The sequence below is a fragment of the Thioalkalivibrio sp. ALJ7 genome (assembly GCF_000376865.1).
Classification (GTDB): domain Bacteria; phylum Pseudomonadota; class Gammaproteobacteria; order Ectothiorhodospirales; family Ectothiorhodospiraceae; genus Thioalkalivibrio.
Window position 1 is genome coordinate 99,597 of record NZ_AQXQ01000010.1, and the last position, 20,064, is coordinate 119,660.

Here is a 20,064-nt window from a genome sequence, read left to right on the forward strand (position 1 = left end):
CCGCGCATGGTTCCGGGCGGGATGGCGAAAGGGGGCGCGGGTGAATCGGTATTACTGGGGGCTGTTGGCAGCGCTTGTGTTGTTGCTGATCGCGTGGTTGGTTGCAAGCACCGGGAACTGGCTGGACCTGGCATCGCTACAAGCCGCAGGTGGCCGGATCGAGACCTGGCGCGTGGATCATCCGGCGATCGCGGTGGTCCTGTTTTTCTTGCTGTACATGGTCGTAGCGGCGTTCTCGGTACCCGGGATTGTGGTGATGACCTTGGCCGGCGGTGCTCTGTTCGGGGTGTTCTGGGGAACCGTGCTGTCGTCACTGGCGTCGACCCTGGGTGCGACGATCACCTTCGCCGTCGCTCGGGTTCTGGCGCGGGATGCGGTCCAGCGGCGTTATGCGCAACGATTGGAGCGGATCAACGAAGGATTTCTCCGCGAGGGCGCGTTTTATCTGTTTGCGCTACGTATGATCCCGGTGTTCCCTTTTCTGCTGGTCAACGCGGGGATGGGCCTGTTGCCGATACGGGCCTGGACTTATTTCTGGGTGTCGCTGGTTGGGATGTTACCGGCGACCGCGGTGTTTGCGAACGCGGGGACGCAGCTCGGCCGGCTGGAGGGGCTTGAGGATGTGCTTTCACCCATTCTGATCCTGTCCCTGGTCGCCACCGGGGTATTTCCTCTCCTGGCCCGGTGGCTAGTGGGGGCTGTAAGGCGCCGAAGGCTGCGGTAGCCGCCGTTGACACAAGTCTCCACGGCCTACCGTTACACCCCTCGATATACATATCTGAAAAAACAGATGTATTATTTTTTCGCAAGCCGTCGCATCGGCGGCCCGGAACGGCCGGCCGGGCGGGAAGTCATAACCACAACGAAAAAGGCGGTCGGGGATCCCCCGGGACGTCACGATGACGAGGAATCCTGCTTTGAAAACGAGTTTGTTGTTGCGACAGGGACAGGCGATTGTGCTTGCGCTGGGTCTGCTGGGACTTGGCCTGGTGGCACAAGCCGAGGAAGAGGAGCCGCGCGATCGTCCGATCGACCAGGTGCTGGAGCCGATCCAGCTGACGGATCGGGTGTACTACTTCTACGGTTCTCTGGAGAACCGCACACCGGAGAATCTAGGCTTCACCAACAACACGGGCTTTGTGGTGACCGATGATGGTGTGGTTCTGCTCGATTCCGGCCCCAGCTACAAAGTGGCGAAGCGGATGGCGAAGGCCATCGCCGAGGTAACCAACCAGCCGATCACCCATGTAATCTCGGTCGGGAGCCAGGATCATCGCTGGCTGGGCAACGGCTATTTTCATGAGCAGGGCGCCGACATCGTCGCTCTGGCGCGTACTGCCGCCACCCAGGCCGAACGCGGCGAAGGGCAGATCGCTTCGCTGGCGAATGCCGTGGGCGAGGACGCAATGAAAGGGACCGAACCGGTCCCCGCGCCCAATCCGATTGACGCGGACGAGCACACACTGACGGTTGGTGGCGTGGACTTCGAGTTGATCTTTGCCGGTGATGCCCACTTTCCGGGTGACATCATGGTGCACCTGCCGGGGGAAGATGTGGTGTTCACCGGTGACATCGTTTATACCGAGCGCATGCTGGGTATCCACCCGTTCAGCAATCCGGTCGAGAAGCTGGAGGCGTTCCGCCATCTGGAATCGATCGATCCGGAGATTGTTGTTCCGGGGCACGGGCGTGCGACGGATATGGCCGAGGCCCGCCGTGACACTGGCGACTATCTCGAGCTGTTGGTGCGAGAAGTGACCGCCGGCGTGGAGGACTGGGAATCGCTGGACGAGACGGTTAGCCGGTTGGCCGACCTGGACGACTTCAAGCATCTGCGTCACTACGATGACTGGCATCGCCCGAACGTGAACCGCACCTACCTGTTCATCGAAGGCAACATGTAAGTATCGACCGAACCCCGGCCGCAGGCCGGGGAACCTGCCGACGGCGCGTAGCACATGGTATGCTTCGCGCCGTTGTCGTTTCCGGCAACTTCCAATTTCTGATACGCGACGCGCGACCCCGCGTATGGGTCGGCGAAGGAGCCCCGCAATGCCCGCAGTAACCCTCCCCGACGGCAGCCGCCGCGAGTTCGATCATGCAGTCACCGTGCTGGATGTGGCCAAGGACATCGGTCCGGGCCTCGCCAAGGCGACCCTGGCCGGCAAGGTGAATGGCCAGCTGGTCGATGCCCGCCACCAGATCGACGACGACGTTGAACTCGCGATCGTGACCGACCGCGACCCGGAGGGGGTGGAGATCATCCGGCATTCGACCGCGCACCTGATGGCGCAGGCGGTCAAACAGCTCTTTCCCGAGGCGCAGGTCACCATCGGCCCGACCATCGAGAACGGCTTCTACTACGACTTCGCCTATGACCGCGGCTTCACGCCGGAGGATCTGGAGAAGATCGAGAAGCGTATGAAGGAGCTGGCCAAGCAGGACCTGCCGGTAGAGCGCTCGCTGATGGACCGCGACGAGGCGGTGAAGTACTTCCGCGACATGGGCGAGGCGTACAAGGCCGAGATCATCGCGTCGATCCCGCAGGGCGAGAACATCTCGCTGTACAAGCAGGGCGACTTCGTCGACCTCTGCCGGGGTCCGCATATCCCGTCCACCGGCAAGTTGAAGGCCTTCAAGCTGACGAAGGTGGCCGGTGCGTACTGGCGTGGCGATTCCGACAACGAGATGCTGACGCGGATCTATGGCACTGCCTGGCCGAACAAGGACCAGCTGAAAGAGCACCTGGAGCGGCTGAAAGAGGCCGAGCGTCGCGATCATCGCAAGATCGGCCAGGAGCTGGATCTGTTCTCGATCCAGGACGAGGCCGGTGGCGGCCTGGTGTTCTGGCACCCGAAGGGCGCACGAATCCGCCGCGAGATCGAAAAATACTGGTACGACATGCACGAGAAGGCGGGTTACGACTTCGTCGTCTCGCCGCACATCGCGAACCTGGAGCTGTGGAAGACCTCCGGCCACGCGGACTTCTACGCCGAGTCCATGTACGAGCCGATGGAGGACGAGCACCAGGCCTTCCAGTTGAAGCCGATGAACTGCCCGTTCCATGTGCTGATGTACAAGGACCGGCTGCACTCCTACCGCGACCTGCCGCTGCGCTGGGCGGAGATGGGTACGGTGTACCGTCGCGAGATGTCCGGTGCGCTGCACGGGCTGATGCGTGTGCGCGGCTTCACCCAAGATGATGCGCATATCTTTTGCCGCGAGGACCAGATCGAGTCCGAGGTGATGGCGGTCATCGACCTCACCCTGGAAGTGCTGCAAACCTTTGGTTTCGAGAAGTTCGACGTGAACCTGTCGACCAAGCCGGAAGATGCCGTCGGGTCCGACGCGATCTGGGAGCACGCGACCGCGTCGCTGCGCTCGGCAATCGAGAAGAAGGGGCTGGAGTACTCGGTGGACGAGGGCGGTGGTGCCTTCTATGGCCCGAAGATCGACATCAAGATCCATGACGCCATTGGCCGCGAATGGCAGTGCTCCACGGTACAGCTGGACTTCAACCTGCCCGAGCGTTTTGGCATGGAGTACGTCGCCGAGGATAACGAGCGCCGGCGCCCGATCATGATCCACCGCGCGCTGCTGGGCTCGGTGGAGCGCTTCTTCGGCGTGTTGATCGAGCACTATGCCGGACACTTCCCGACCTGGCTGGCCCCGGTGCAAGCCGAGGTGCTGACGATCACCGAGCGCCAGGATGCGTATGCCCAGGAAGTGACCAAAGCGCTGCGTGACAGGGGTTTCCGGGTCGAGGCCGACTTGAGAAACGAGAAGATCGGCTTTAAGATTCGCGAGCACACGCTCAAGCGCGTGCCGTACTTGCTGGTCCTTGGAGACAAGGAAATGGAAAACGGGCAGGTCGCGGTGCGCACGCGAAGCGGAGAAGACCTCGGCGTCATGAGCCTCGAGGACTTCGGCGAGCACCTCCGGGAGGAGGTTGCCGCTCGCCAACACTGACCTTGAATTGGAGAAAAGGCTATTAGCGCAGCAAAAACGGTCCGCCTGAACGATCAGATCACCAGCCCACAAATCCGGCTGATCGACGCCGAAGGCGAGAATCGAGGGGTCTGCAGTACTGCAGAAGCTCTGGAAATGGCCGCCGAAAGTGGTCTGGACCTGGTCGAGATCTCGCCGAATGCCGAGCCACCCGTGGCCCGGATCATGGACTACGGGAAGTTCAAGTTCGAACAGGCGAAGAAGGCTCAGGAAGCCAAGAAGAAGCAGAAGCAGATCCAGATCAAGGAAGTGAAGTTCCGTCCGGGTACGGACGAGGGCGACTACAACGTCAAGATTCGCAACCTCCGCCGCTTCATTGAGGGCGGCGACAAGGGCAAGGTGACCATCCGCTTCCGCGGTCGCGAAATGCGCCACCAGGAGCTGGGTGGCGAGCTGCTGGACAAGATTGAGCAGGACATGTCCGATATCGCGGTCGTCGAGCAGCGACCGAAGATGGAAGGACGCCAGATGATCATGGTGCTGACGGGCAAGAAGAAGTAAGCCCGTCAGACAACAAGGGCGGTCGGGTCTCCGCATACCCGCATCGCCTTTTCACAAACGGCCGACCCATTTGGGGTACGGCCCAAAATGCCGGAGAGAGTAATGCCTAAGATCAAGACCAATCGGGGTGCGGCCAAGCGCTTCACCCGTACCGGGTCGGGGAAGTTCAAGCGGTTCCAGTCGCACCGCAGCCACATCCTGACCAAGAAGCCTACCAAGCGTAAGCGTCACCTGCGCAGCCCAGCGATGGTGCACGAGTCGGATGCCCCGGCCGTGCGCAAACTGCTGCCATACCGTTGAACTGACCGAGGAATCGAGACATGCCACGAGTCAAGCGCGGTGTAACCGCTCACGCCCGTCACAAGAAAGTCCTGAAGCAAGCCAAGGGCTATTACGGCGCCCGGAAGAACGTCTTCCGTGTTGCCAACCAGGCCGTCATCAAGGCCGGTCAGTATGCCTACCGTGACCGTCGCCAGAAAAAGCGCCAGTTCCGGTCGCTGTGGATCGTTCGCATCAATGCGGCGGCCCGTCAGTTCGATCTGTCCTACAGCCGTTTGATGAACGGTCTGAGCAAGGCGGAGATCGATATTGACCGCAAGACCCTGGCCGATCTGGCTGTGCACGACCTGACTGCGTTCGGCAAGATCGCAGAGAAGGCGAAGGCCGCACTGCCGGCCTGATCAAGGCCTTAAGGACTGCCCGTCGGCGGTACGCCGGCGGGTCCCGAGAAGGGAGGGTCAATGCCCTCCCTTTTTTGTTTCGGGATCGACGAAAAAGGCGCCTGCAAGGCAGCAGTCCCTGAACTACGGACCGCTGCCTTGCAGGCGAATATGGGGCCGGGGAGGCCCGTACCAGTCGGGGGAAGACGTGGAACAACTGCAACAGCTGGTCGCCGAGGCGCGGGAACGCATCGAAGGGGCCACGGATCTGAAGGCGCTGGACGAGGTCCGGGTGCACTACCTCGGCAAGAAGGGTGCGCTCACGGCTCAGCTCAAGGAGTTGGGCAAGCTTCCGGCGGAGGAGCGGCCGGCGGCGGGCCAAAAGGTGAATGAGGCCAAGACCGAGGTGGCCGGGTTGATCGAGGCGCGCAAGGAAGCGCTGGCTCAGAGCGCACTGGCGGAGCAACTGGCGGGCGAGAAAGTCGATGTGACCCTGCCGGGGCGCCGTCTGGCCGATGGCGCCTTGCATCCCATCACCCAGACCCTGGAGCGGATCGAGGCCTTCTTCGGTGGCCTGGGCTTTCAGGTGGCGGAAGGCCCGGAGGTGGAGGACGACTTTCACAACTTCGAGGCCCTGAATATTCCCGAGCATCACCCTGCGCGCGCGATGCACGACACCTTTTATTTTGATGCCCATCGCGTGCTGCGGACCCATACCTCGCCGGTACAAATCCGCACCATGGAACAACAGCGGCCGCCGTTGCGCGTGATTGCGCCAGGGCGTGTCTATCGCTGCGATTCGGACCTGACCCATAGCCCGATGTTCCACCAGGTGGAAGGGCTGTGCGTGGACACCGACATCACGTTTGCCGATCTGCGCGGGGTGCTGAGTGCGTTCCTGCAGGCGTTCTTCGATCGCGACGATCTCGCCACACGCTTTCGGCCGTCGTACTTCCCGTTCACCGAGCCATCGGCCGAGGTGGACATCCAGTGTGTGCATTGTGGCGGGGAGGGCTGCCGGGTGTGCAGCCATACCGGCTGGCTGGAGGTGATGGGCTGCGGGATGGTGCATCCGAACGTGCTAGGGCATGTGGGAATCGACGCCGAGCAGTACACCGGCTTTGCCTTTGGTCTGGGCGTCGAGCGCATGGCGATGCTGCGCCATGGGGTGAACGACCTGCGGCTGTTCTTCGACAACGATATCCGGTTCATCGGGCAATTCGGGCAGACAGGCTAATGCGTATCAGTGTGCAGTGGCTGCAGGAATGGCTGCAGATCGACGAAACCCCGGAAGCGCTGGGTCATCGCCTCACCATGGCCGGGCTCGAACTGGATGCGCTGGAGCCGGCGGCACCGGCGTTCAGTGGCGTCCGGGTCGGGCATGTGGTGGCGGTCGAACCGCACCCGGACGCGGACCGTCTGCGCGTATGCCGTGTGGAAGCGGGCGAGGCGGAGCCATTGACCATCGTCTGTGGTGCGCCGAACGTCCATCAGGGGATGCGGGCGCCGGTCGCGGTGATTGGTGCCGTGCTCCCCGGTGATTTCCGTATCAAGCGCTCCAAGCTGCGGGGTGTGGCATCCGAAGGGATGCTCTGCTCCGCCCGCGAGCTCGGACTTGCCGAGGATGCCGCGGGCCTGATGGCCTTGCCGGAGGGTTTGGAGGCTGGTGTCGACCTGCGCGAAGCCCTGGGCCTGGATGACACTATCCTTGAGGTCGACTTGACGCCGAACCGGGCGGACTGCCTTGGAATGCGCGGGATTGCTCGCGAGTGTTCGGCGCTCTTGGATCGTGCACTTCATGCCCCGGAGTGGCCCGAGCCGAAGGTAAGCCTGGAGGCCCGTATCGCGGTGGAGTCCGGGGACGCGGCGGCTTGCCCGTTGTATGGCGCACGGGTCTTTGAGGGACTCGATGCCAAGGCGGCAACACCGTTGTGGATGACGGAGCGTCTTCGCCGGGCCGGGGTGCGCCCGCTCAGCGCCATCGTGGACGTAACCAATTACGTCATGCTGGAACTCGGGCAGCCCTTGCATGCCTTTGATGCCGACCGCATTGGAGACCAGATCCAGGTTCGCTGGGGTAAGGAGGGGGAGGCCCTTACGCTTCTGGGTGGCGATCAGACAGTCAAACTTTCGCCGCAGGACCTGGTGATTGCAGATGTCGAACGACCCCTGGCGCTGGCCGGGGTGATGGGTGGAGCGGACAGCGCTGTCAGCGACACCACCACGCGGGTGGTCCTGGAGTGTGCGCATTTCGCACCGCGGGCCTTGGCCGGCCGGGCGCGCGCCCATGGCCTGCATACGGACGCCTCCCATCGTTTCGAGCGGGGCGTGGATCCAACGCTGGTTGCGCAGGCCATGGCGCGCGCGACGCAGTTGCTGCTGGAAATTTGCGGCGGACGCTGCGGCCCGGTCGCGCAGGTGGGGGAATCACCAGCCACCCATGGGGAGCAGGCGATCGGCTTGCGCTCGGAACGTATTCAGCGCTTGCTGGGTGTAAGCCTGGAAGCGCCTGAGGTCGAGCGCATCCTGCAGGCACTCGATTGTCGTGTTGAGCGTGCAGCGGACGGTTGGACCGTTCATGCGCCACGTGCGCGTTTTGATCTGGAACGCGAAGAGGACCTGGTCGAAGAACTGGCACGGGTGCACGGCTACGACGCCTTGCCGCAGACCCTACCCAAGCCGGTGGCGCCCGCCTTGCCGGCGACCGGGTTGCGGTCACTGCGCACAGGGCTTTCCCGCCAAGGTTTCCACGAGGTGATCAGTTTCAGCTTCATCGCCCGCGAAGCCGCGAGCGCCTTCTATCCGGATGTGGAGCCCTTGGCACTGGCCAACCCGATCTCGTCGGACCTGGCGGTGATGCGTCCAGGGTTGTGGCCGGGGCTCGTGACCACCGCCGCGTACAACCAGGCGCGGCAGCAGTCGGATCTGCGTTTGTTCGAACACGGCCTGCGTTTTGTTCCGGATGCATCCGGGCTGCGCCAGGAGCCACGACTGGCGGGTCTGCTCGGGGGGCGGGCGTCCCTGGAGAACTGGGAGGGTGAGGCCCGTCGTCTGGACTTCTTCGATGCCAAGGGAGTGGTCGAAGGGCTGTGCAAACGCGTGGACGGGACGCTGGGCTTCCGGATGGAGCGGCACCCGGCCCTGCATGATGGCCAGTCGGCCCGCGTGCTGGTCGCCGGCGCGGCAGTCGGCTGGGTGGGGCGCTTGCATCCAGCGCTCTGCGAGCGCTTCGATGTCGAGCCGGTCTTTCTGTTCGACCTGGATGCTGCGGCCGTCACGCACGCACCAGTGGCCCAGTTCACGCCCTTGTCGGCCTATCCGTCGATCCGCCGTGACCTGGCGCTGGTTGTGGCCGACACGGTAGCTGCTGGGGATGTGCTGGCCGCCATCGATGAACTGGACCTGGAGCTCCTGCAGGATGTGCGCCTGTTCGACGTGTACCAGGGCAAGGGCTTGAATCCGGACGAAAAGAGCCTGGCTTTGGGCTTGATTTTGCGGGCTTTTGATCGCACCCTAGGCGAACAGGATGTGGCTGGCGTCACTGATTCGGTGGTGCAGCATCTCCAGGCTCAGTTCAACGCAACCTTGAGACAATAGCCGATGGCAGCTGTAACCAAGGCGGACCTCGCCGCCGCGCTTAACGAGGAATTGGGTCTCAACAAGCGTGAGGCGAAGGAATTCGTCGAGATGTTCTTTGAGGAGATGCGTCAGTCGCTGGAGACCGGCGAGGGTGTCAAACTCTCCGGCTTTGGCAACTTTATTCTGCGCGACAAGAACCAACGGCCTGGACGCAATCCGAAGACGGGCGAAGAGATCCCGGTCTCTGCACGTCGGGTGGTGACCTTCCGGCCGGGACAAAAGCTGCGTGAACGGGTAGAGAGCTATGCTGGAGGCGAGTAACCACCAGGAACTCCCGGCGATCCCGGGTAAGCGCTACTTCACGATCGGCGAAGTCGCGGAGCTGTGTCAGGTCAAGCCGCATGTTCTGCGCTATTGGGAACAGGAGTTCCCAATGCTGGAGCCGGTCAAGCGCCGCGGCAACCGACGCTACTACCAGCGTCAGGACGTGATCCTGATCCGTCAGATTCGGGCGCTGCTCTACGAGGAGGGCTACACTATCAACGGTGCTCGGCAGAAGCTCTCCGGTGACGAGGCCAAGGGCGATCGCCAACAGGCCCAGCAAATCATCCAGGACACGATCTCTGAACTCGAATCCGTATTGCGGGTGCTGCGCGCCTGACGTTCGCTCCTGCCCGGGTTCGGAAGAGAGTGTTTGAACCACAGAGGGCACAGAGTTCACGGAGAAAGTCGTTAGGGTGTGATCGCAGGATGAATGCCCTGCATGTCGGTATTTTCACTAGCCGAGCGCCTTAACGCCCAGGCCGGTTCCGCGCCAGTGGGGCTCACTTCTTCTTTGAATTCACTATCCATCGTTGTCCTGCGTCTCCCTAGCGCATTTCTCCGTGTCCTCGGTGCTCTCTGTGGTGAAACAAACAGCCGAGCGCACGATGCTTTATCGGCATGATTGCCTCATAGGCCGATAAGTTCTCTGTGACGGTGATTGGCGCTTTCGTGAGGGGCGGGAATCCGCTATGATTCGCTGCTTCGGGGCGTGGCGCAGCCTGGTAGCGCATCTGCATGGGGTGCAGAGGGTCGCAGGTTCAAATCCTGCCGTCCCGACCAAAAAATAAAGCCGGATCAACCGCTTGGTCGATCCGGCTTTTTTGTGTCCGGGGATTGGTTCGGCACCACGGAATCGATTGCTTCGCGTCCCAGGGTAACGGTGGCATCAACGCGGGGCAATTCTGGTGGCGAGTGACGCGTTCCTCACTCCATGGAGCGGCGGCGTGCCTCGCGCTGATAGTGCAGCAGGGCGATGTTGGTTTGTCTCTCCAACCACTGTGTCATCCCTACGATCTCGAAACCGGCGTACTCGTGGCCGTCTCGGGTGCTGTTACGACGATTGGCCAGGCGCAGGTCGCCGGAAAGTCGTTCACTCACCTCGGGAAGCAACAGGTTCGCGAAGGCAAGGGCCTCGCCGGTCTCGAGGGTATCCAGGATCGTGGTGGGAAGTTCGATGCACATACCCTGGCCGGAGAGATCGACGAGATCGCCGATGACTGGATCCTTCCAGTCCTTTGCGCGTAGCTCGACCTGTGGCCGTTGGGACATGGGGATGTGGACCCGGAAGGTCTCGCGGCGTTGCAAATGCTGGAGTGTGTCTGGGTAGGGGCAGGCATAGAGAGCCCCGTCTTCTTCCTGCTCGATGCGGGCGACCGGCGTCGTGAAGCGCACGGCGACTCCGCGCAAGGCGGCAAAGACGCGCAGGCTCATGCCGCTCTTCACGTGCTGATGGGCACGAGGCGGGTTCAGCTCGTCGAGAAAGAGTTCTTTGGCTTCGGGGTCGAGTCGGATCAGGGCAGATGTGTACAGCGGGCCGTCGGCGTCCAGGCGAACGCTGACCATCGTGAGTTTGTTATCCAGATCCTTGAGGATGCCGGCGATCCGGTCGGGTTTGTCGACCGTGTAGTCGGTTTCGTCCATGCGTCCGTGGAGTTAGTAAAGTGTGAGGACGCAAGGTACTGGTGGATGTTCGGAAATGCCAGCACCGCGGCGAAAAAGATGTCTCAGGCTTGAGTAATACGCCGTCCGCCGCGGCTATTGGGACGCGTTCGACCGTAGGGGTCGTAGGTCGCGGCTGGGCCGATTTCTTCCCCACGCAGGATCTGCATCGAAAGCTCAACACGCTGGCGGTCGCGCTCGATCAGGCGGGCATTTCCGTGGTTCAGGGTATTGCAGCGTTCGATGGACTGACGCAGGGCCTGCCAGTGGTCGTTTAACACTGCACCATCCTCGAGCCGTGCCAGCAGGCGCGCCATGCCCTCGGGTGTAAAGGACTCGTGCTCGGCTTCGGCGATCTCGCGCTGTTGCCGCGTTTCGGTCTCGAGTTCCTGTAGCAGGCCCTGCTTGCTGGCGACCACGTCCTGCAACGTCTCGGGCGTGCGGGCCTGGACCGCGCGGGTTTCCTGGATCAACGCTTCCTCCAGCTGATGGGCAAGCCGGATGGAGGTTTCCAGGGAACGTTGCAGACGGTGGCGCGTGTCGGTGTTCATGGCGGGGTCCTGGCGTCGGATCAGCGCAGCAGGCGTTCGAGGTCAATCATGCGATCGGCCAGCTGTTCGTTGTCCATGGGGTAGTTGCCATTGGAGATCGCCTCGCGCAATTCGGCAACCCGTGCCGCGTCGAACGGAGCGTTTTCCCCGGCGCTGGAGGCCGAGCTCATGGCCTGGGCGGCACCGGTCAACGTAAGCGAGTCGTTCCCGGCCGCAGGGGCATTGCTGGGGCCCTGGGCGTGGTTACCGGTGTTGCCGTTGTCCTCGCGTCCCTTAACCGTGGAGCTTTGGCTGTCGGGGCGCAGACTGTTCGAATTGAGGCCCTTGATATCCATTGTGCCGTCCTGTCGTTGTAACTGTGCTGCAATTGTTTACGGCCGGGATGACTGAAACTGTAGCCCGAGCGCGACCGGTTTTGTAACCGTCTTCACAAACCGGTGTTTAAAGCGCGACCCGGACATGCCCGGAAGGCATGATCTCGCCCTCTACGATGCGCCCTGAAGAGGCATTCTTGACCCGAATGCGATCCCCCAGGGTACCGTTCTCCAGCGCTTCCCCTTGCATGCGGATGGCGATCGAGCCGTTCTCGGCCAGAATCGTCACCCGCTGACCGCGGCTCACGATTTCGCGCTGGGTGACATGCTGGGTGCCAATGATTTGTCCCGGTCGTATGCTGCGACGGGTTTGTTGGCCGACCAGGTCGGATTTGTCTTCATGATAACTGCCGGCGTGCCGCGACGTCTCGATCCGCTGATAGCGGAGATCCCCGTTCGTGAGTGTGTGCTGACGCGGCAAGTTGCGGCTGGCTACCAGCACTTCGGCGTAGCGCTCGACCGTGGCCGGGACGTACAGCTGCCAGGTCACCGGGCCCGCGCATTGGAGATGGACAGCGGTATTGCCATCACTTCGCCCGCCGGGTGGGAATCGAGCGTTCAGTCCATCGTGGCAATAGGCCAGACGCAAGCGGTTGTCGAGCTGGCCGATCTCGATGTTGATGTCGTCCGCAGCCGAGGCGTTTAGCTCTTGTAACAGGAATTGCTCGGCGGCTTGGCGAATCTCTCCGACGGGATGGATCTCCGCGGCGCCTGCGGCGCTTGGCAATACCAGAATAGCGATCAGGCCCAGCCAGCGCGGGGCCCTGATTCGGTGGTTGTCGGTTGGCCACAGTGCCATTTTCGTTTCCTGTCCGCCCAGGGCGGAGGTGCTACGTCGTGTACGGGGGCACAATGCCCCTGGCATGGCAAGAGGTATGCACAATTAATGCCAGGAAGAGATTGGGGGTTCGGTTCAAGCCCGGGCCACAGCCGCCGTTATCCCGAGGAGACGGCGCGTGGCGGGGCCTGCGCGCCTGTATGAATGACAGGCCGGGGGTGCGCAGTGCAAACTCGGGCACAGATACCGGCCCGAGCGCACGGTATTCGGGACAAGGAGAGCGGCACCATGAGTCAATTCATTGACGATGTGAATCAACGAACACAGTTGGTCGGGCAGAACCGGATGGAGCTGCTGCTGTTCCACCTGGGCGGGTCTCAGACATTTGGGATCAACGTGTTCAAGGTGCGCGAGGTCATCCCATCGCCGCCCCTGCGCCAGATCCCGGGCTCGATGAGCGTGGTGCGGGGCGTGGCGACCCTGCGCGGCGGTACGGTTCCAATTATTGACCTGGCCCTATCCATGGGCCTGCGAAGCGCCGCGGGTACAAGCGAAAGCGACTCCCAGAAGGTGGTGGTCACCGAATTTAATCGCTCTGTGCAGGGCTTCTGGGTATCGGCGGTGGATCGGATCGTCAACGTGAACTGGCAGGATGTGAAATCACCCCCGCGCGGTACCGGGCGCGAATCCTTCCTGGTCGCGGTGACCGAGATCGACAACAAGCTGGTCGAGATCATCGATGTCGAAAGGGTGCTTTCCATCGTGAATCCATTGCCAACCGAGGTCTCCGAATCTATTCGTGACGAAGCCGTGTCACCAGGGGGGCGCAAGGTAGTAATCGTCGATGACTCGGTGGTTGCCCGCAAACAGATCGAAAGCGCGATCAATGGCTTGGGCTTTGAATACGTGATCTTTAAGGATGGCCAGGAAGCACTGGAGTTCCTGGAGCAAAAGGCCGAGGAAGGTCCGATCAGAGAACAGATCGAGCTGGTGATCTCGGATATCGAGATGCCGCGGATGGACGGCTATACCCTGACTGCGCGCATCCGGGATTCTGCCGGGCTTAAGGATCTGAAGGTGCTGCTGCACTCTTCGCTTAGTGGCGAATTCAACACCGACATGGTCAAGCGTGCGGGTGCCGATGCCTTCTTGTCCAAGTTCAACCCGGACGAGCTGGCGAGCGCGGTGCTGGATCAGACCGGGCGTGATGGTCAGTGACGCGGCGAGGCGGCAGCCGCTTGCCGGGTGGCCATGCAGGAGCGGTGCTGAATGGCCGGATCGGTGCTTGCGCAGCGTTCTGGGCTTGGAGCCTGTCGTGCCGAGTGCTGGAAACCGTATACTGGAAGCTGCTTAGTGATGTTGACCCGGACCGTGGAGCCGGGCGGCCCTGTCAAGGATTCGTCATCAGGATGCTCCATCACCATGGACTGCGCTTAGGGATGAACGGGTGATTGATTCCCGCGACTACGAGGAATTCTCGCGTTTCCTGCAGGATTGCTGCGGTCTCGTGCTCGGCGATAGCCGGCAATACCTAGTGTCCAGCCGCTTGTCGCGCCTGCTCGACGAGTTCAGCTTCAAGAGCGTTCCTGAACTTTTGCATGCGATGCGCCAGGCGCCGAATCCGCGCCTGCGGACGCGTGTGATCGACGCGATGACGACGAACGAGACCTCCTGGTTTCGTGATGGTTTTCCGTTCGAGATCCTGCGCCATGTGTTGTTGCCGGAACTCGCTGCCAAGAACAGCAGTATTAAGGTCTGGTCGTCGGGGTGCTCCAGTGGCCAGGAGGCCTACAGCATCTCCATGGTGGTCTCGGAGTGGGAGGAGTCCCGTCCAAGCCGCAAGGTGCCTGTTTCGATTCTGGGCACTGATCTTTCCGAGAAGATTGTGGAAGACGCTAGGCGCGCCATCTATGACGGTCTGAGCATTGTGCGTGGCTTGAGTGAGAGTCGTCGAGCCCGCTTTTTCGAAACGGTTGCGGACGGGCACAAGGTCATCCCGGAGGTCCAGCGCCGTTGTCGCTTCCAGAAGCTCAACCTGATCGATAGCTATGCGGCGCTAGGCAAGTTCGACCTGGTGTTCTGTCGGAACGTGCTGATCTACTTCTCCGGCGAGACCAAGCGACAGGTTCTTGACGGTATTGCCCGGCAGATGAACCCAGGTGGCTACCTGTTTCTTGGCGCTTCCGAGACGGCAGGCCCCTACACGCAGTCCTTCGAGACGGTGCGGACCGAGTATGGCTCGGTCCTGCGGGTGAAGTCCTGATCGATCTCTGATATCGGGCTGCTGTGCCCAAAAGGCCCGTGCAATGCGGGCTCCGGGTGGGGCCTGAACGGCTGGCCCTCTCCGCCTCCTCCTCGTACCTGACGTTTGTTCCCCTCCGATGGCATAGGCCTTGCATCTGCCTCCATACAAGGGAGCGCAATGGTTGCGTCTCCGTTTCGATGCGAGGGCCGCCAACGGCGGGCAGGACGGAAGCAGATGAGTCTCTCACTGGACAAGGCGATGGGGATTTTGCCGCAGGCGATCAACGTGCGTGCGCAACGCATGGAATTGCTCGCTTCCAACATCGCCAATGCGGACACCCCTAACTACAAGGCGCGGGATATCGACTTTCGCTCGGTGCTGGAGTCCGCGGCCGGGGGCGGCAACGCCTTGCCTATGGCTCGCAGCCAGGCGGCACATCTCGACCCCAATGCCGGCGCCATGAACGGACAGGCCGAGGCGCTATACCGAGTGCCTTCGCAGGCATCCCTGGACGGCAACACCGTGGACCCGCAGATGGAGCGGGCCGCCTTTGCGGAGAACGCCGTGCAGTACCAAAGCAGTCTGGAATTCCTTAATCGCCGGGTCTCTGGCATCCGCGAAGCCCTGCGGGGCGATCGCTAACGTCGACCGGATCGGGAGATCGATGTCGTGAGCAACCTCTTTAGCCTTTTCAATACCTCGGCCTCGGCGTTGTCGGCGCAATCCGTGCGCCTCAACACCGTGGCCTCGAACCTGGCCAACGCCAACACGGCGGCCACGAATCCGGACGAGGCCTACCGCGCCAAGCAGGTGTTGTTTCAAAGCGTGATGGATCAGGCCAACCCGAACGGTTCTGCGACCTCGGTGCGTGTCGCCGGTGTTACCGAATCGCAGGCGGCCCCGCATGCCCACTACGAGCCGCACCACCCGCAGGCGAACGAGGAGGGCTACATCTTCCGCCCGGCGATCAGCGTGGTGGAGGAGATGGCCAACATGATGTCCGCCTCGCGCAACTACGAGGCGAACGTCGAGGTGATGGAAACCTCGCGTCAGCTGCTCCAGCGAACATTGCAGATCGGTCAAGGCTAGAGGAACTCCACATGACACAGATATCCCCTGAACTTCTGGATCGTCTTGGCCTGTCGCGCCCTGACAAGAAGCCGGAAGGCGAGATGGACCGTTTGGGCCAATCGGACTTCCTCAAGCTGATGACCACTCAGCTTGAGAACCAGGATCCGATGGACCCGATGGACAACGGTGACTTTCTTGGCCAGATGGCCCAGTTCTCGACGGTGACCGGTATTGAGCAGTTGTCGAAGTCCTTTGAAAAGCTGGCGCAGTCGCTGGGGCAGAACCAGACGTTGCAGGCGGCTTCGCTGGTGGGTAAGGACGTGCTGGTTCCGGTGGAGTTCGGCGAGCTGGGCCCGGACGGGATGATCAATGGCGCAGTAGACCTCGAGCGCTCAACGGATGAGTTGCAAATCGATGTGTACAGCCCGAACGGCGAGCGCATACGCCGGATGAACCTGGGTGCTGCGGGTAGTGGCCTTCGGGAGTTTAGCTGGGACGGGATGCGCGACGACGGCACGTTCGCCCCACCCGGCGTGTACGAATTCAAGGCCTCGGCTCGTTCCGGCACTCAGACCGAATCCGTGGATACCTTTCTGGATGCTCGGGTGGAAAGCGTCGCGGTAGGTGGCGATTCGGGGCTTGCACTGACCGTGCAGGGCCTTGGCGAAATCAGTTTTTCGGATGTACGGCGGATTGGCGGCTGACGCCGGGCCCGCGACGAGCGAACCCTAACGGAGGAAACACCCTATGCCTTTCAATATCGGATTGAGCGGTCTTAACGCGGCCCAGGCCGACCTGCAGACCACCGGTAATAACGTCTCCAACTCTGGAACTACGGGCTTTAAGCGTTCGCGTGCGGAGTTCGGTGATGTGTTTGCCCAGAGCTTCGGTGGCATCAGCCAGACGGCCATCGGTTCCGGTACGCGCCTGCACGCCGTGACCCAGCAGTTCTCTCAGGGTCGGACCGAGTTCACCGAGAACGGCCTGGATCTGGCGATCCAAGGCGAAGGATTCTTCGTCCTTAACGATCAGGGCACCAGGGCCTATACCCGGGCGGGCGCATTCCAAGTCAGCCGTGATGGGTTCCTGGAGAATAGTCAGGGCCAGCAGCTGCAGGGTTACCCACCGCAGGATGCCAATTCTTCCGATCCGAATTTCAACACCGGTCAGCTGGAGGATATTCGGCTGCAAACGGGGGCGGCGCCTCCGAGGGCGACGACGTCGGTTGAGGCCCTTCTTAACCTGCGATCCGATGCGGAGGAGCCGCCCGTCGCGCCGTTCGACCTGGGTGATCCGGACACGTACAACTTCTCGACGTCGTTGACGGTGTATGACTCCCTGGGCACGTCCCGCGACGCTAGCATCTATTTCGTGAAGGGTGCGAATGAGCTCGAATGGACCGCTCATGTGGCTGTCGACGGTGAGGCCTATGACTCCTTCGACCTGACATTCGATGGCAGTGGCGCGCTCGATACGGTTCTTCCAGATCCCGCAGAGGTGACCGTCCCGGCGGGGACCTTTGGCAATGGTGCGGAAGAGTTGGTCTTCGAGATGGACTTTGCCGGAACGACCCAGTACGGCGGCGATTTTGCCGTCAATGACCTCGGTCAGGACGGCTTTGCTTCCGGGCGCCTGACTGGTGTGGATATCGATGACTCCGGCGTCGTATTTGCCCGCTTCACCAACGGGCAGTCGACCGTCCTGGGGCAGGTCGCGATGGCCAATTTCACCAATCCACAGGGCCTGGAACAGCTTGGGGACAACAATTGGGCTGAAACCTTTGCGGCCGGGGAGCCGGTGTTCGCGGCCCCCGGCACCGGGAACCTCGGGACCATCCAGGCGGGTGCGCTGGAAGCCTCGAATGTGGATATCGCCCAGGAGCTGGTGAAGCTGATCACCGCGCAGCGCAACTTCCAGGCGAATGCGCAGACGATCTCCACGGCCGATCAGGTCACCCAGACGATCATCAACATTCGTTAAGTAGCGGATGAGACGCTGAAGAGGGCTTGAGCATGGATCGGTTCCTGTACATCGCGATGTCCGGTGCGAAAGAGACGATGCACGCACAGGCCATCAACAACCACAATCTGGCGAACGCCAATACCGACGGCTTTCGCCAAGCCCTGGCCACGGCGGACACCGTACCGGTACGTGGTCCCGGATATGCCTCGCGTGACTACACCCAGGTTGGCAATGAAGGCGTGGACTTCAGTAAAGGCAAGATGCAGAGCACCGGACGTGATCTGGACATCGCCATCGAGGGCGAGGGCTTTATCGCGGTGCAGGGTCCGGACGGGGAAGAAGGCTACACCCGTGCCGGCTCCCTGCACGTGGATGCCTTCGGTCTGTTGCGCACTGCACAGGGCCACCAGGTGCTGGGCGATGGCGGTCCGATCGCGATCCCGCCGGCGGAGCAGATCGAGATTGGTACCGACGGGACCATCAGCGTGCGGCCGCTGGGCGTGGGGCCGGAGGCGCTGGCCGCGGTGGAACGCATTCGGTTGGTGAACCCGGACACCGACGCGCTGCAACGAGGTGATGACGGATTGTTTCGTCTCGCGGAAGGCGGGGAGGCCCCGGCGGATGCCGAGGTGCGCCTGGTCTCCGGGATGCTGGAGGGTAGCAACGTCAACACCGTCGAGGCCCTGACCCGAATGATCGAGCTGTCCCGTCACTTCGAGATGCAGGTGAAGATGATGGACAGCGCCAACACGCTGGAACAAAGCAGCAACCGCTTGCTCGGCCTCGGCTAGCAGCGGTCACTTTGCAGGACTGACAGGAGAACACCATGAACCAGGCACTGTGGATCGCCAAGACCGGCCTCGACGCGCAGCACACGCGCATGTCGACGGTCTCGAACAACCTGGCCAACGTCAATACCACCGGCTTCAAGAAGGACCGGGCGGTATTCGAGGACCTGATCTATCAAACCGTGCGCCAGCCCGGCGCCCAGGCCACCCAGGATCAGCAGCTGCCCTCGGGCCTGCAGATCGGGACCGGGGTGCGCGCCGTGTCCACCGAGAAGATGTTCCAGCAGGGCAATCTGCAGCAGACGGACAACTCGCTGGATGTCGCCATTGAAGGTCGCGGGTTCTTTCAGATCCTGCTACCGGACGGGAACGTTGGCTACACCCGTGACGGCAGCTTCCAGCTGAATTCCGATGGCCAGGTCGTGATGTCCAATGGCTATCCGTTGCAGCCGGGCCTGTTCGTGCCGGAGGACACTCAGTCCCTGGCGATTGGCAAGGACGGCACGGTGAGCGCGCAGATTCCGGGTCAGGCCGCGCCGGTGGAGCTGGGCAATATCCAGCTGGCCGATTTCGTGAACCCGGCCGGTCTGCAGGCGGTGGGCGAGAACCTCTTCCGTGAGACTGCGGCGTCGGGTGTGGCGCAGCAATCCCTGCCGGGGCTGAATGGCACCGGCACGGTGGTACAGGGCTCGCTGGAGACCTCGAACGTGAACATCGCCGAGGAACTGGTGAACATGATCGAGACCCAGCGCGCCTACGAGGTCAACTCCAAGGCGATTTCGGCGGCTGACCAGTCGTTGCAGTTCGTCAATCAGACGATTGGGTGATGCCATGACCCGCCTCGGACACTTTCTTCGCCCCGGTCTGGCCGTTGCCGCCACGCTCCTGTTGTCGGCCTGTGCGGCGACGCATACGACCAAGCCGGACGACAACCCGGATTATCAGCCGGTGATGCCGGCGCAGCCAGTGCCGCAGTCGCAGAACAATGGCGGCATCTATCAGGCGGCGCATTCCCAGGGACTGTTCGAGGACTACAAGGCTCGCAACGTGGGGGACATCCTCACGGTGATCCTGGCCGAGAGCACCAATGCCCAGAAGTCGGCGTCTACGTCCACCAGCAAGGATTCGAACCTCGACGTTGGCAATCTCTCCGCCTTCGGGCGCGATGCCACCTTCCAGGGGCGCCCGCTGTTCGGCGCCAGCAATTCCAGCTCGCGGGACTTCGACGGGTCTGGGGATTCCTCGCAGAGCAACCAGCTCGATGGCGAGATCACCGTGACCGTTGCCGAGGTATTGGCGAACGGGAATCTGGTGGTCCAGGGCGAAAAGTGGTTGGGCATCAACCAGGGCGAGGAATATGTGCGCTTTCGCGGCATCGTGCGCCCGGTAGACGTGACGACCAATAACACCGTCCTTTCGACCCAGGTGGCCAATGCACGTGTGTACTACGGCGGCTCCGGTGTCCTGGCGGACAGCAACACGCCCGGCTGGATCACTCGGTTCTTCAACAGCCCGATCTGGCCCTTCTGACCCGGTATGACCGCGGTGAGGTACGACATGGACAC

At 62.1% G+C, this 20,064-nt stretch carries 23 protein-coding genes and 1 tRNA gene; 20 read left to right on the forward strand and 4 right to left on the reverse strand.

Features of this window, described 5'->3' with window-relative positions; all coding sequences use genetic code 11:
- Positions 1-40: 40 nt before the first annotated feature.
- The 11 genes from D002_RS0105555 (at position 41) to D002_RS0105605 (ending at position 9,851) form a co-directional block, all read left to right on the forward strand.
- Positions 41-724 carry a TVP38/TMEM64 family protein gene (locus tag D002_RS0105555; protein WP_018140925.1) on the forward strand — a complete coding sequence of 228 codons (684 nt, stop codon included), beginning with the start codon at positions 41-43 and terminating at the stop codon, positions 722-724.
- 193 nt (positions 725-917) lie between these two features.
- The gene (locus D002_RS0105560) at positions 918-1,904 is read left to right on the forward strand and encodes an MBL fold metallo-hydrolase (RefSeq protein WP_155996138.1); all 987 of its coding nucleotides are present in this window, start codon (positions 918-920) and stop codon (positions 1,902-1,904) included.
- A gap of 148 nt (positions 1,905-2,052) precedes the next feature.
- On the forward strand, positions 2,053-3,969 hold the full coding sequence (gene thrS / locus D002_RS0105565) for a threonine--tRNA ligase (protein WP_018140927.1): 1,917 nt from the start codon (positions 2,053-2,055) through the stop codon (positions 3,967-3,969).
- 21 nt (positions 3,970-3,990) lie between these two features.
- The gene (gene infC / locus D002_RS0105570; protein WP_081610823.1) at positions 3,991-4,509 is read left to right on the forward strand and encodes a translation initiation factor IF-3; all 519 of its coding nucleotides are present in this window, start codon (positions 3,991-3,993) and stop codon (positions 4,507-4,509) included.
- 102 nt (positions 4,510-4,611) lie between these two features.
- Positions 4,612-4,809, forward strand: a complete 198-nt coding sequence (gene rpmI, locus D002_RS0105575) for a 50S ribosomal protein L35 (RefSeq protein WP_017942014.1) — start codon at positions 4,612-4,614, stop codon at positions 4,807-4,809.
- Between the two features lie 20 nt (positions 4,810-4,829).
- Positions 4,830-5,189 (forward strand): 50S ribosomal protein L20, encoded by a 360-nt coding sequence (gene rplT, locus D002_RS0105580; protein WP_018140929.1) that lies wholly within the window; start codon positions 4,830-4,832, stop codon positions 5,187-5,189.
- Positions 5,190-5,376: 187 nt separating this feature from the next.
- Entirely contained in the window at positions 5,377-6,405 is a 1,029-nt protein-coding gene (gene pheS / locus D002_RS0105585) for a phenylalanine--tRNA ligase subunit alpha (RefSeq protein WP_018140930.1), read from the forward strand.
- Positions 6,405-8,765 carry a phenylalanine--tRNA ligase subunit beta gene (gene pheT / locus D002_RS0105590; protein ID WP_018140931.1) on the forward strand — a complete coding sequence of 787 codons (2,361 nt, stop codon included), beginning with the start codon at positions 6,405-6,407 and terminating at the stop codon, positions 8,763-8,765. The genes pheS and pheT overlap by 1 nt, the downstream gene beginning before the upstream one ends.
- Positions 8,766-8,768: 3 nt before the next feature.
- Positions 8,769-9,068, forward strand: a complete 300-nt coding sequence (locus tag D002_RS0105595) for an integration host factor subunit alpha (protein WP_018140932.1) — start codon at positions 8,769-8,771, stop codon at positions 9,066-9,068.
- Positions 9,052-9,408, forward strand: coding sequence for a MerR family transcriptional regulator (locus D002_RS0105600; RefSeq protein WP_018140933.1), 357 nt, complete (start codon positions 9,052-9,054; stop codon positions 9,406-9,408). The genes D002_RS0105595 and D002_RS0105600 overlap by 17 nt, the downstream gene beginning before the upstream one ends.
- Before the next feature lie 366 nt (positions 9,409-9,774).
- Positions 9,775-9,851 (forward strand) — tRNA-Pro (locus D002_RS0105605).
- Positions 9,852-9,995: 144 nt separating this feature from the next.
- On the opposite strand, the gene D002_RS0105610 is transcribed toward D002_RS0105605, so the two are convergent.
- The 4 genes from D002_RS0105610 to flgA form a co-directional block, all read right to left on the reverse strand.
- Entirely contained in the window at positions 9,996-10,712 is a 717-nt protein-coding gene (locus tag D002_RS0105610) for a flagellar brake protein (RefSeq protein WP_018140934.1), read from the reverse strand.
- Between the two features lie 83 nt (positions 10,713-10,795).
- Entirely contained in the window at positions 10,796-11,281 is a 486-nt protein-coding gene (locus tag D002_RS0105615; protein ID WP_018140935.1) for a flagella synthesis protein FlgN, read from the reverse strand.
- A 20-nt stretch (positions 11,282-11,301) separates the two neighbouring features.
- Complete coding sequence (flgM, locus tag D002_RS0105620) at positions 11,302-11,616, reverse strand: flagellar biosynthesis anti-sigma factor FlgM (protein WP_018140936.1); 315 nt, start codon at positions 11,614-11,616, stop codon at positions 11,302-11,304.
- 106 nt (positions 11,617-11,722) lie between these two features.
- The gene (gene flgA / locus D002_RS0105625) at positions 11,723-12,397 is read right to left on the reverse strand and encodes a flagellar basal body P-ring formation chaperone FlgA (RefSeq protein WP_196800107.1); all 675 of its coding nucleotides are present in this window, start codon (positions 12,395-12,397) and stop codon (positions 11,723-11,725) included.
- Between the two features lie 324 nt (positions 12,398-12,721).
- On the opposite strand from flgA, the gene D002_RS0105630 reads away from it, so the two are divergent.
- The 9 genes from D002_RS0105630 (at position 12,722) to flgH (ending at position 20,029) form a co-directional block, all read left to right on the forward strand.
- Positions 12,722-13,651, forward strand: a complete 930-nt coding sequence (locus tag D002_RS0105630; protein ID WP_018140938.1) for a chemotaxis protein — start codon at positions 12,722-12,724, stop codon at positions 13,649-13,651.
- A 229-nt stretch (positions 13,652-13,880) separates the two neighbouring features.
- Positions 13,881-14,696 carry a protein-glutamate O-methyltransferase CheR gene (locus tag D002_RS0105635; protein WP_018140939.1) on the forward strand — a complete coding sequence of 272 codons (816 nt, stop codon included), beginning with the start codon at positions 13,881-13,883 and terminating at the stop codon, positions 14,694-14,696.
- A 216-nt stretch (positions 14,697-14,912) separates the two neighbouring features.
- Positions 14,913-15,320 carry a flagellar basal body rod protein FlgB gene (flgB, locus tag D002_RS0105640; RefSeq protein WP_018140940.1) on the forward strand — a complete coding sequence of 136 codons (408 nt, stop codon included), beginning with the start codon at positions 14,913-14,915 and terminating at the stop codon, positions 15,318-15,320.
- Positions 15,321-15,347: 27 nt separating this feature from the next.
- Positions 15,348-15,767: a flagellar basal body rod protein FlgC gene (gene flgC / locus D002_RS0105645; protein ID WP_018140941.1), complete on the forward strand. Its 420-nt coding sequence runs from the start codon at positions 15,348-15,350 to the stop codon at positions 15,765-15,767.
- An 11-nt stretch (positions 15,768-15,778) separates the two neighbouring features.
- On the forward strand, positions 15,779-16,453 hold the full coding sequence (locus tag D002_RS0105650) for a flagellar hook assembly protein FlgD (protein ID WP_018140942.1): 675 nt from the start codon (positions 15,779-15,781) through the stop codon (positions 16,451-16,453).
- 43 nt (positions 16,454-16,496) lie between these two features.
- Positions 16,497-17,729 (forward strand): flagellar hook protein FlgE, encoded by a 1,233-nt coding sequence (flgE, locus tag D002_RS0105655; RefSeq protein ID WP_018140943.1) that lies wholly within the window; start codon positions 16,497-16,499, stop codon positions 17,727-17,729.
- 32 nt (positions 17,730-17,761) lie between these two features.
- Complete coding sequence (flgF, locus tag D002_RS0105660; RefSeq protein ID WP_018140944.1) at positions 17,762-18,502, forward strand: flagellar basal-body rod protein FlgF; 741 nt, start codon at positions 17,762-17,764, stop codon at positions 18,500-18,502.
- A 35-nt stretch (positions 18,503-18,537) separates the two neighbouring features.
- Positions 18,538-19,326, forward strand: coding sequence for a flagellar basal-body rod protein FlgG (gene flgG / locus D002_RS0105665; RefSeq protein ID WP_018140945.1), 789 nt, complete (start codon positions 18,538-18,540; stop codon positions 19,324-19,326).
- Positions 19,327-19,330: 4 nt separating this feature from the next.
- A complete protein-coding gene (gene flgH, locus D002_RS0105670) occupies positions 19,331-20,029 on the forward strand; it encodes a flagellar basal body L-ring protein FlgH (RefSeq protein ID WP_018140946.1) in 699 nt (232 codons plus the stop codon).
- Positions 20,030-20,064 lie beyond the last annotated feature (35 nt).

What these genes read in the sequence shown, in the direction of transcription:
- pheT (WP_018140931.1), top strand. Translation starts at nt 6,405, where the DNA reads ATGCGTATCAGTGTGCAGTGGCTGCAGGAATGGCTGCAGATCGACGAA.
- flgF (WP_018140944.1), top strand. Translation starts at nt 17,762, where the DNA reads ATGGATCGGTTCCTGTACATCGCGATGTCCGGTGCGAAAGAGACGATG.
- rpmI (WP_017942014.1), top strand. Translation starts at nt 4,612, where the DNA reads ATGCCTAAGATCAAGACCAATCGGGGTGCGGCCAAGCGCTTCACCCGT.
- D002_RS0105630 (WP_018140938.1), top strand. Translation starts at nt 12,722, where the DNA reads ATGAGTCAATTCATTGACGATGTGAATCAACGAACACAGTTGGTCGGG.
- D002_RS0105650 (WP_018140942.1), top strand. Translation starts at nt 15,779, where the DNA reads ATGACACAGATATCCCCTGAACTTCTGGATCGTCTTGGCCTGTCGCGC.
- flgG (WP_018140945.1), top strand. Translation starts at nt 18,538, where the DNA reads ATGAACCAGGCACTGTGGATCGCCAAGACCGGCCTCGACGCGCAGCAC.
- flgH (WP_018140946.1), top strand. Translation starts at nt 19,331, where the DNA reads ATGACCCGCCTCGGACACTTTCTTCGCCCCGGTCTGGCCGTTGCCGCC.
- D002_RS0105595 (WP_018140932.1), top strand. Translation starts at nt 8,769, where the DNA reads ATGGCAGCTGTAACCAAGGCGGACCTCGCCGCCGCGCTTAACGAGGAA.
- thrS (WP_018140927.1), top strand. Translation starts at nt 2,053, where the DNA reads ATGCCCGCAGTAACCCTCCCCGACGGCAGCCGCCGCGAGTTCGATCAT.
- flgE (WP_018140943.1), top strand. Translation starts at nt 16,497, where the DNA reads ATGCCTTTCAATATCGGATTGAGCGGTCTTAACGCGGCCCAGGCCGAC.
- D002_RS0105615 (WP_018140935.1), bottom strand. Translation starts at nt 11,281, where the DNA reads ATGAACACCGACACGCGCCACCGTCTGCAACGTTCCCTGGAAACCTCC.
- rplT (WP_018140929.1), top strand. Translation starts at nt 4,830, where the DNA reads ATGCCACGAGTCAAGCGCGGTGTAACCGCTCACGCCCGTCACAAGAAA.
- D002_RS0105610 (WP_018140934.1), bottom strand. Translation starts at nt 10,712, where the DNA reads ATGGACGAAACCGACTACACGGTCGACAAACCCGACCGGATCGCCGGC.
- flgB (WP_018140940.1), top strand. Translation starts at nt 14,913, where the DNA reads ATGAGTCTCTCACTGGACAAGGCGATGGGGATTTTGCCGCAGGCGATC.
- flgM (WP_018140936.1), bottom strand. Translation starts at nt 11,616, where the DNA reads ATGGATATCAAGGGCCTCAATTCGAACAGTCTGCGCCCCGACAGCCAA.
- D002_RS0105600 (WP_018140933.1), top strand. Translation starts at nt 9,052, where the DNA reads ATGCTGGAGGCGAGTAACCACCAGGAACTCCCGGCGATCCCGGGTAAG.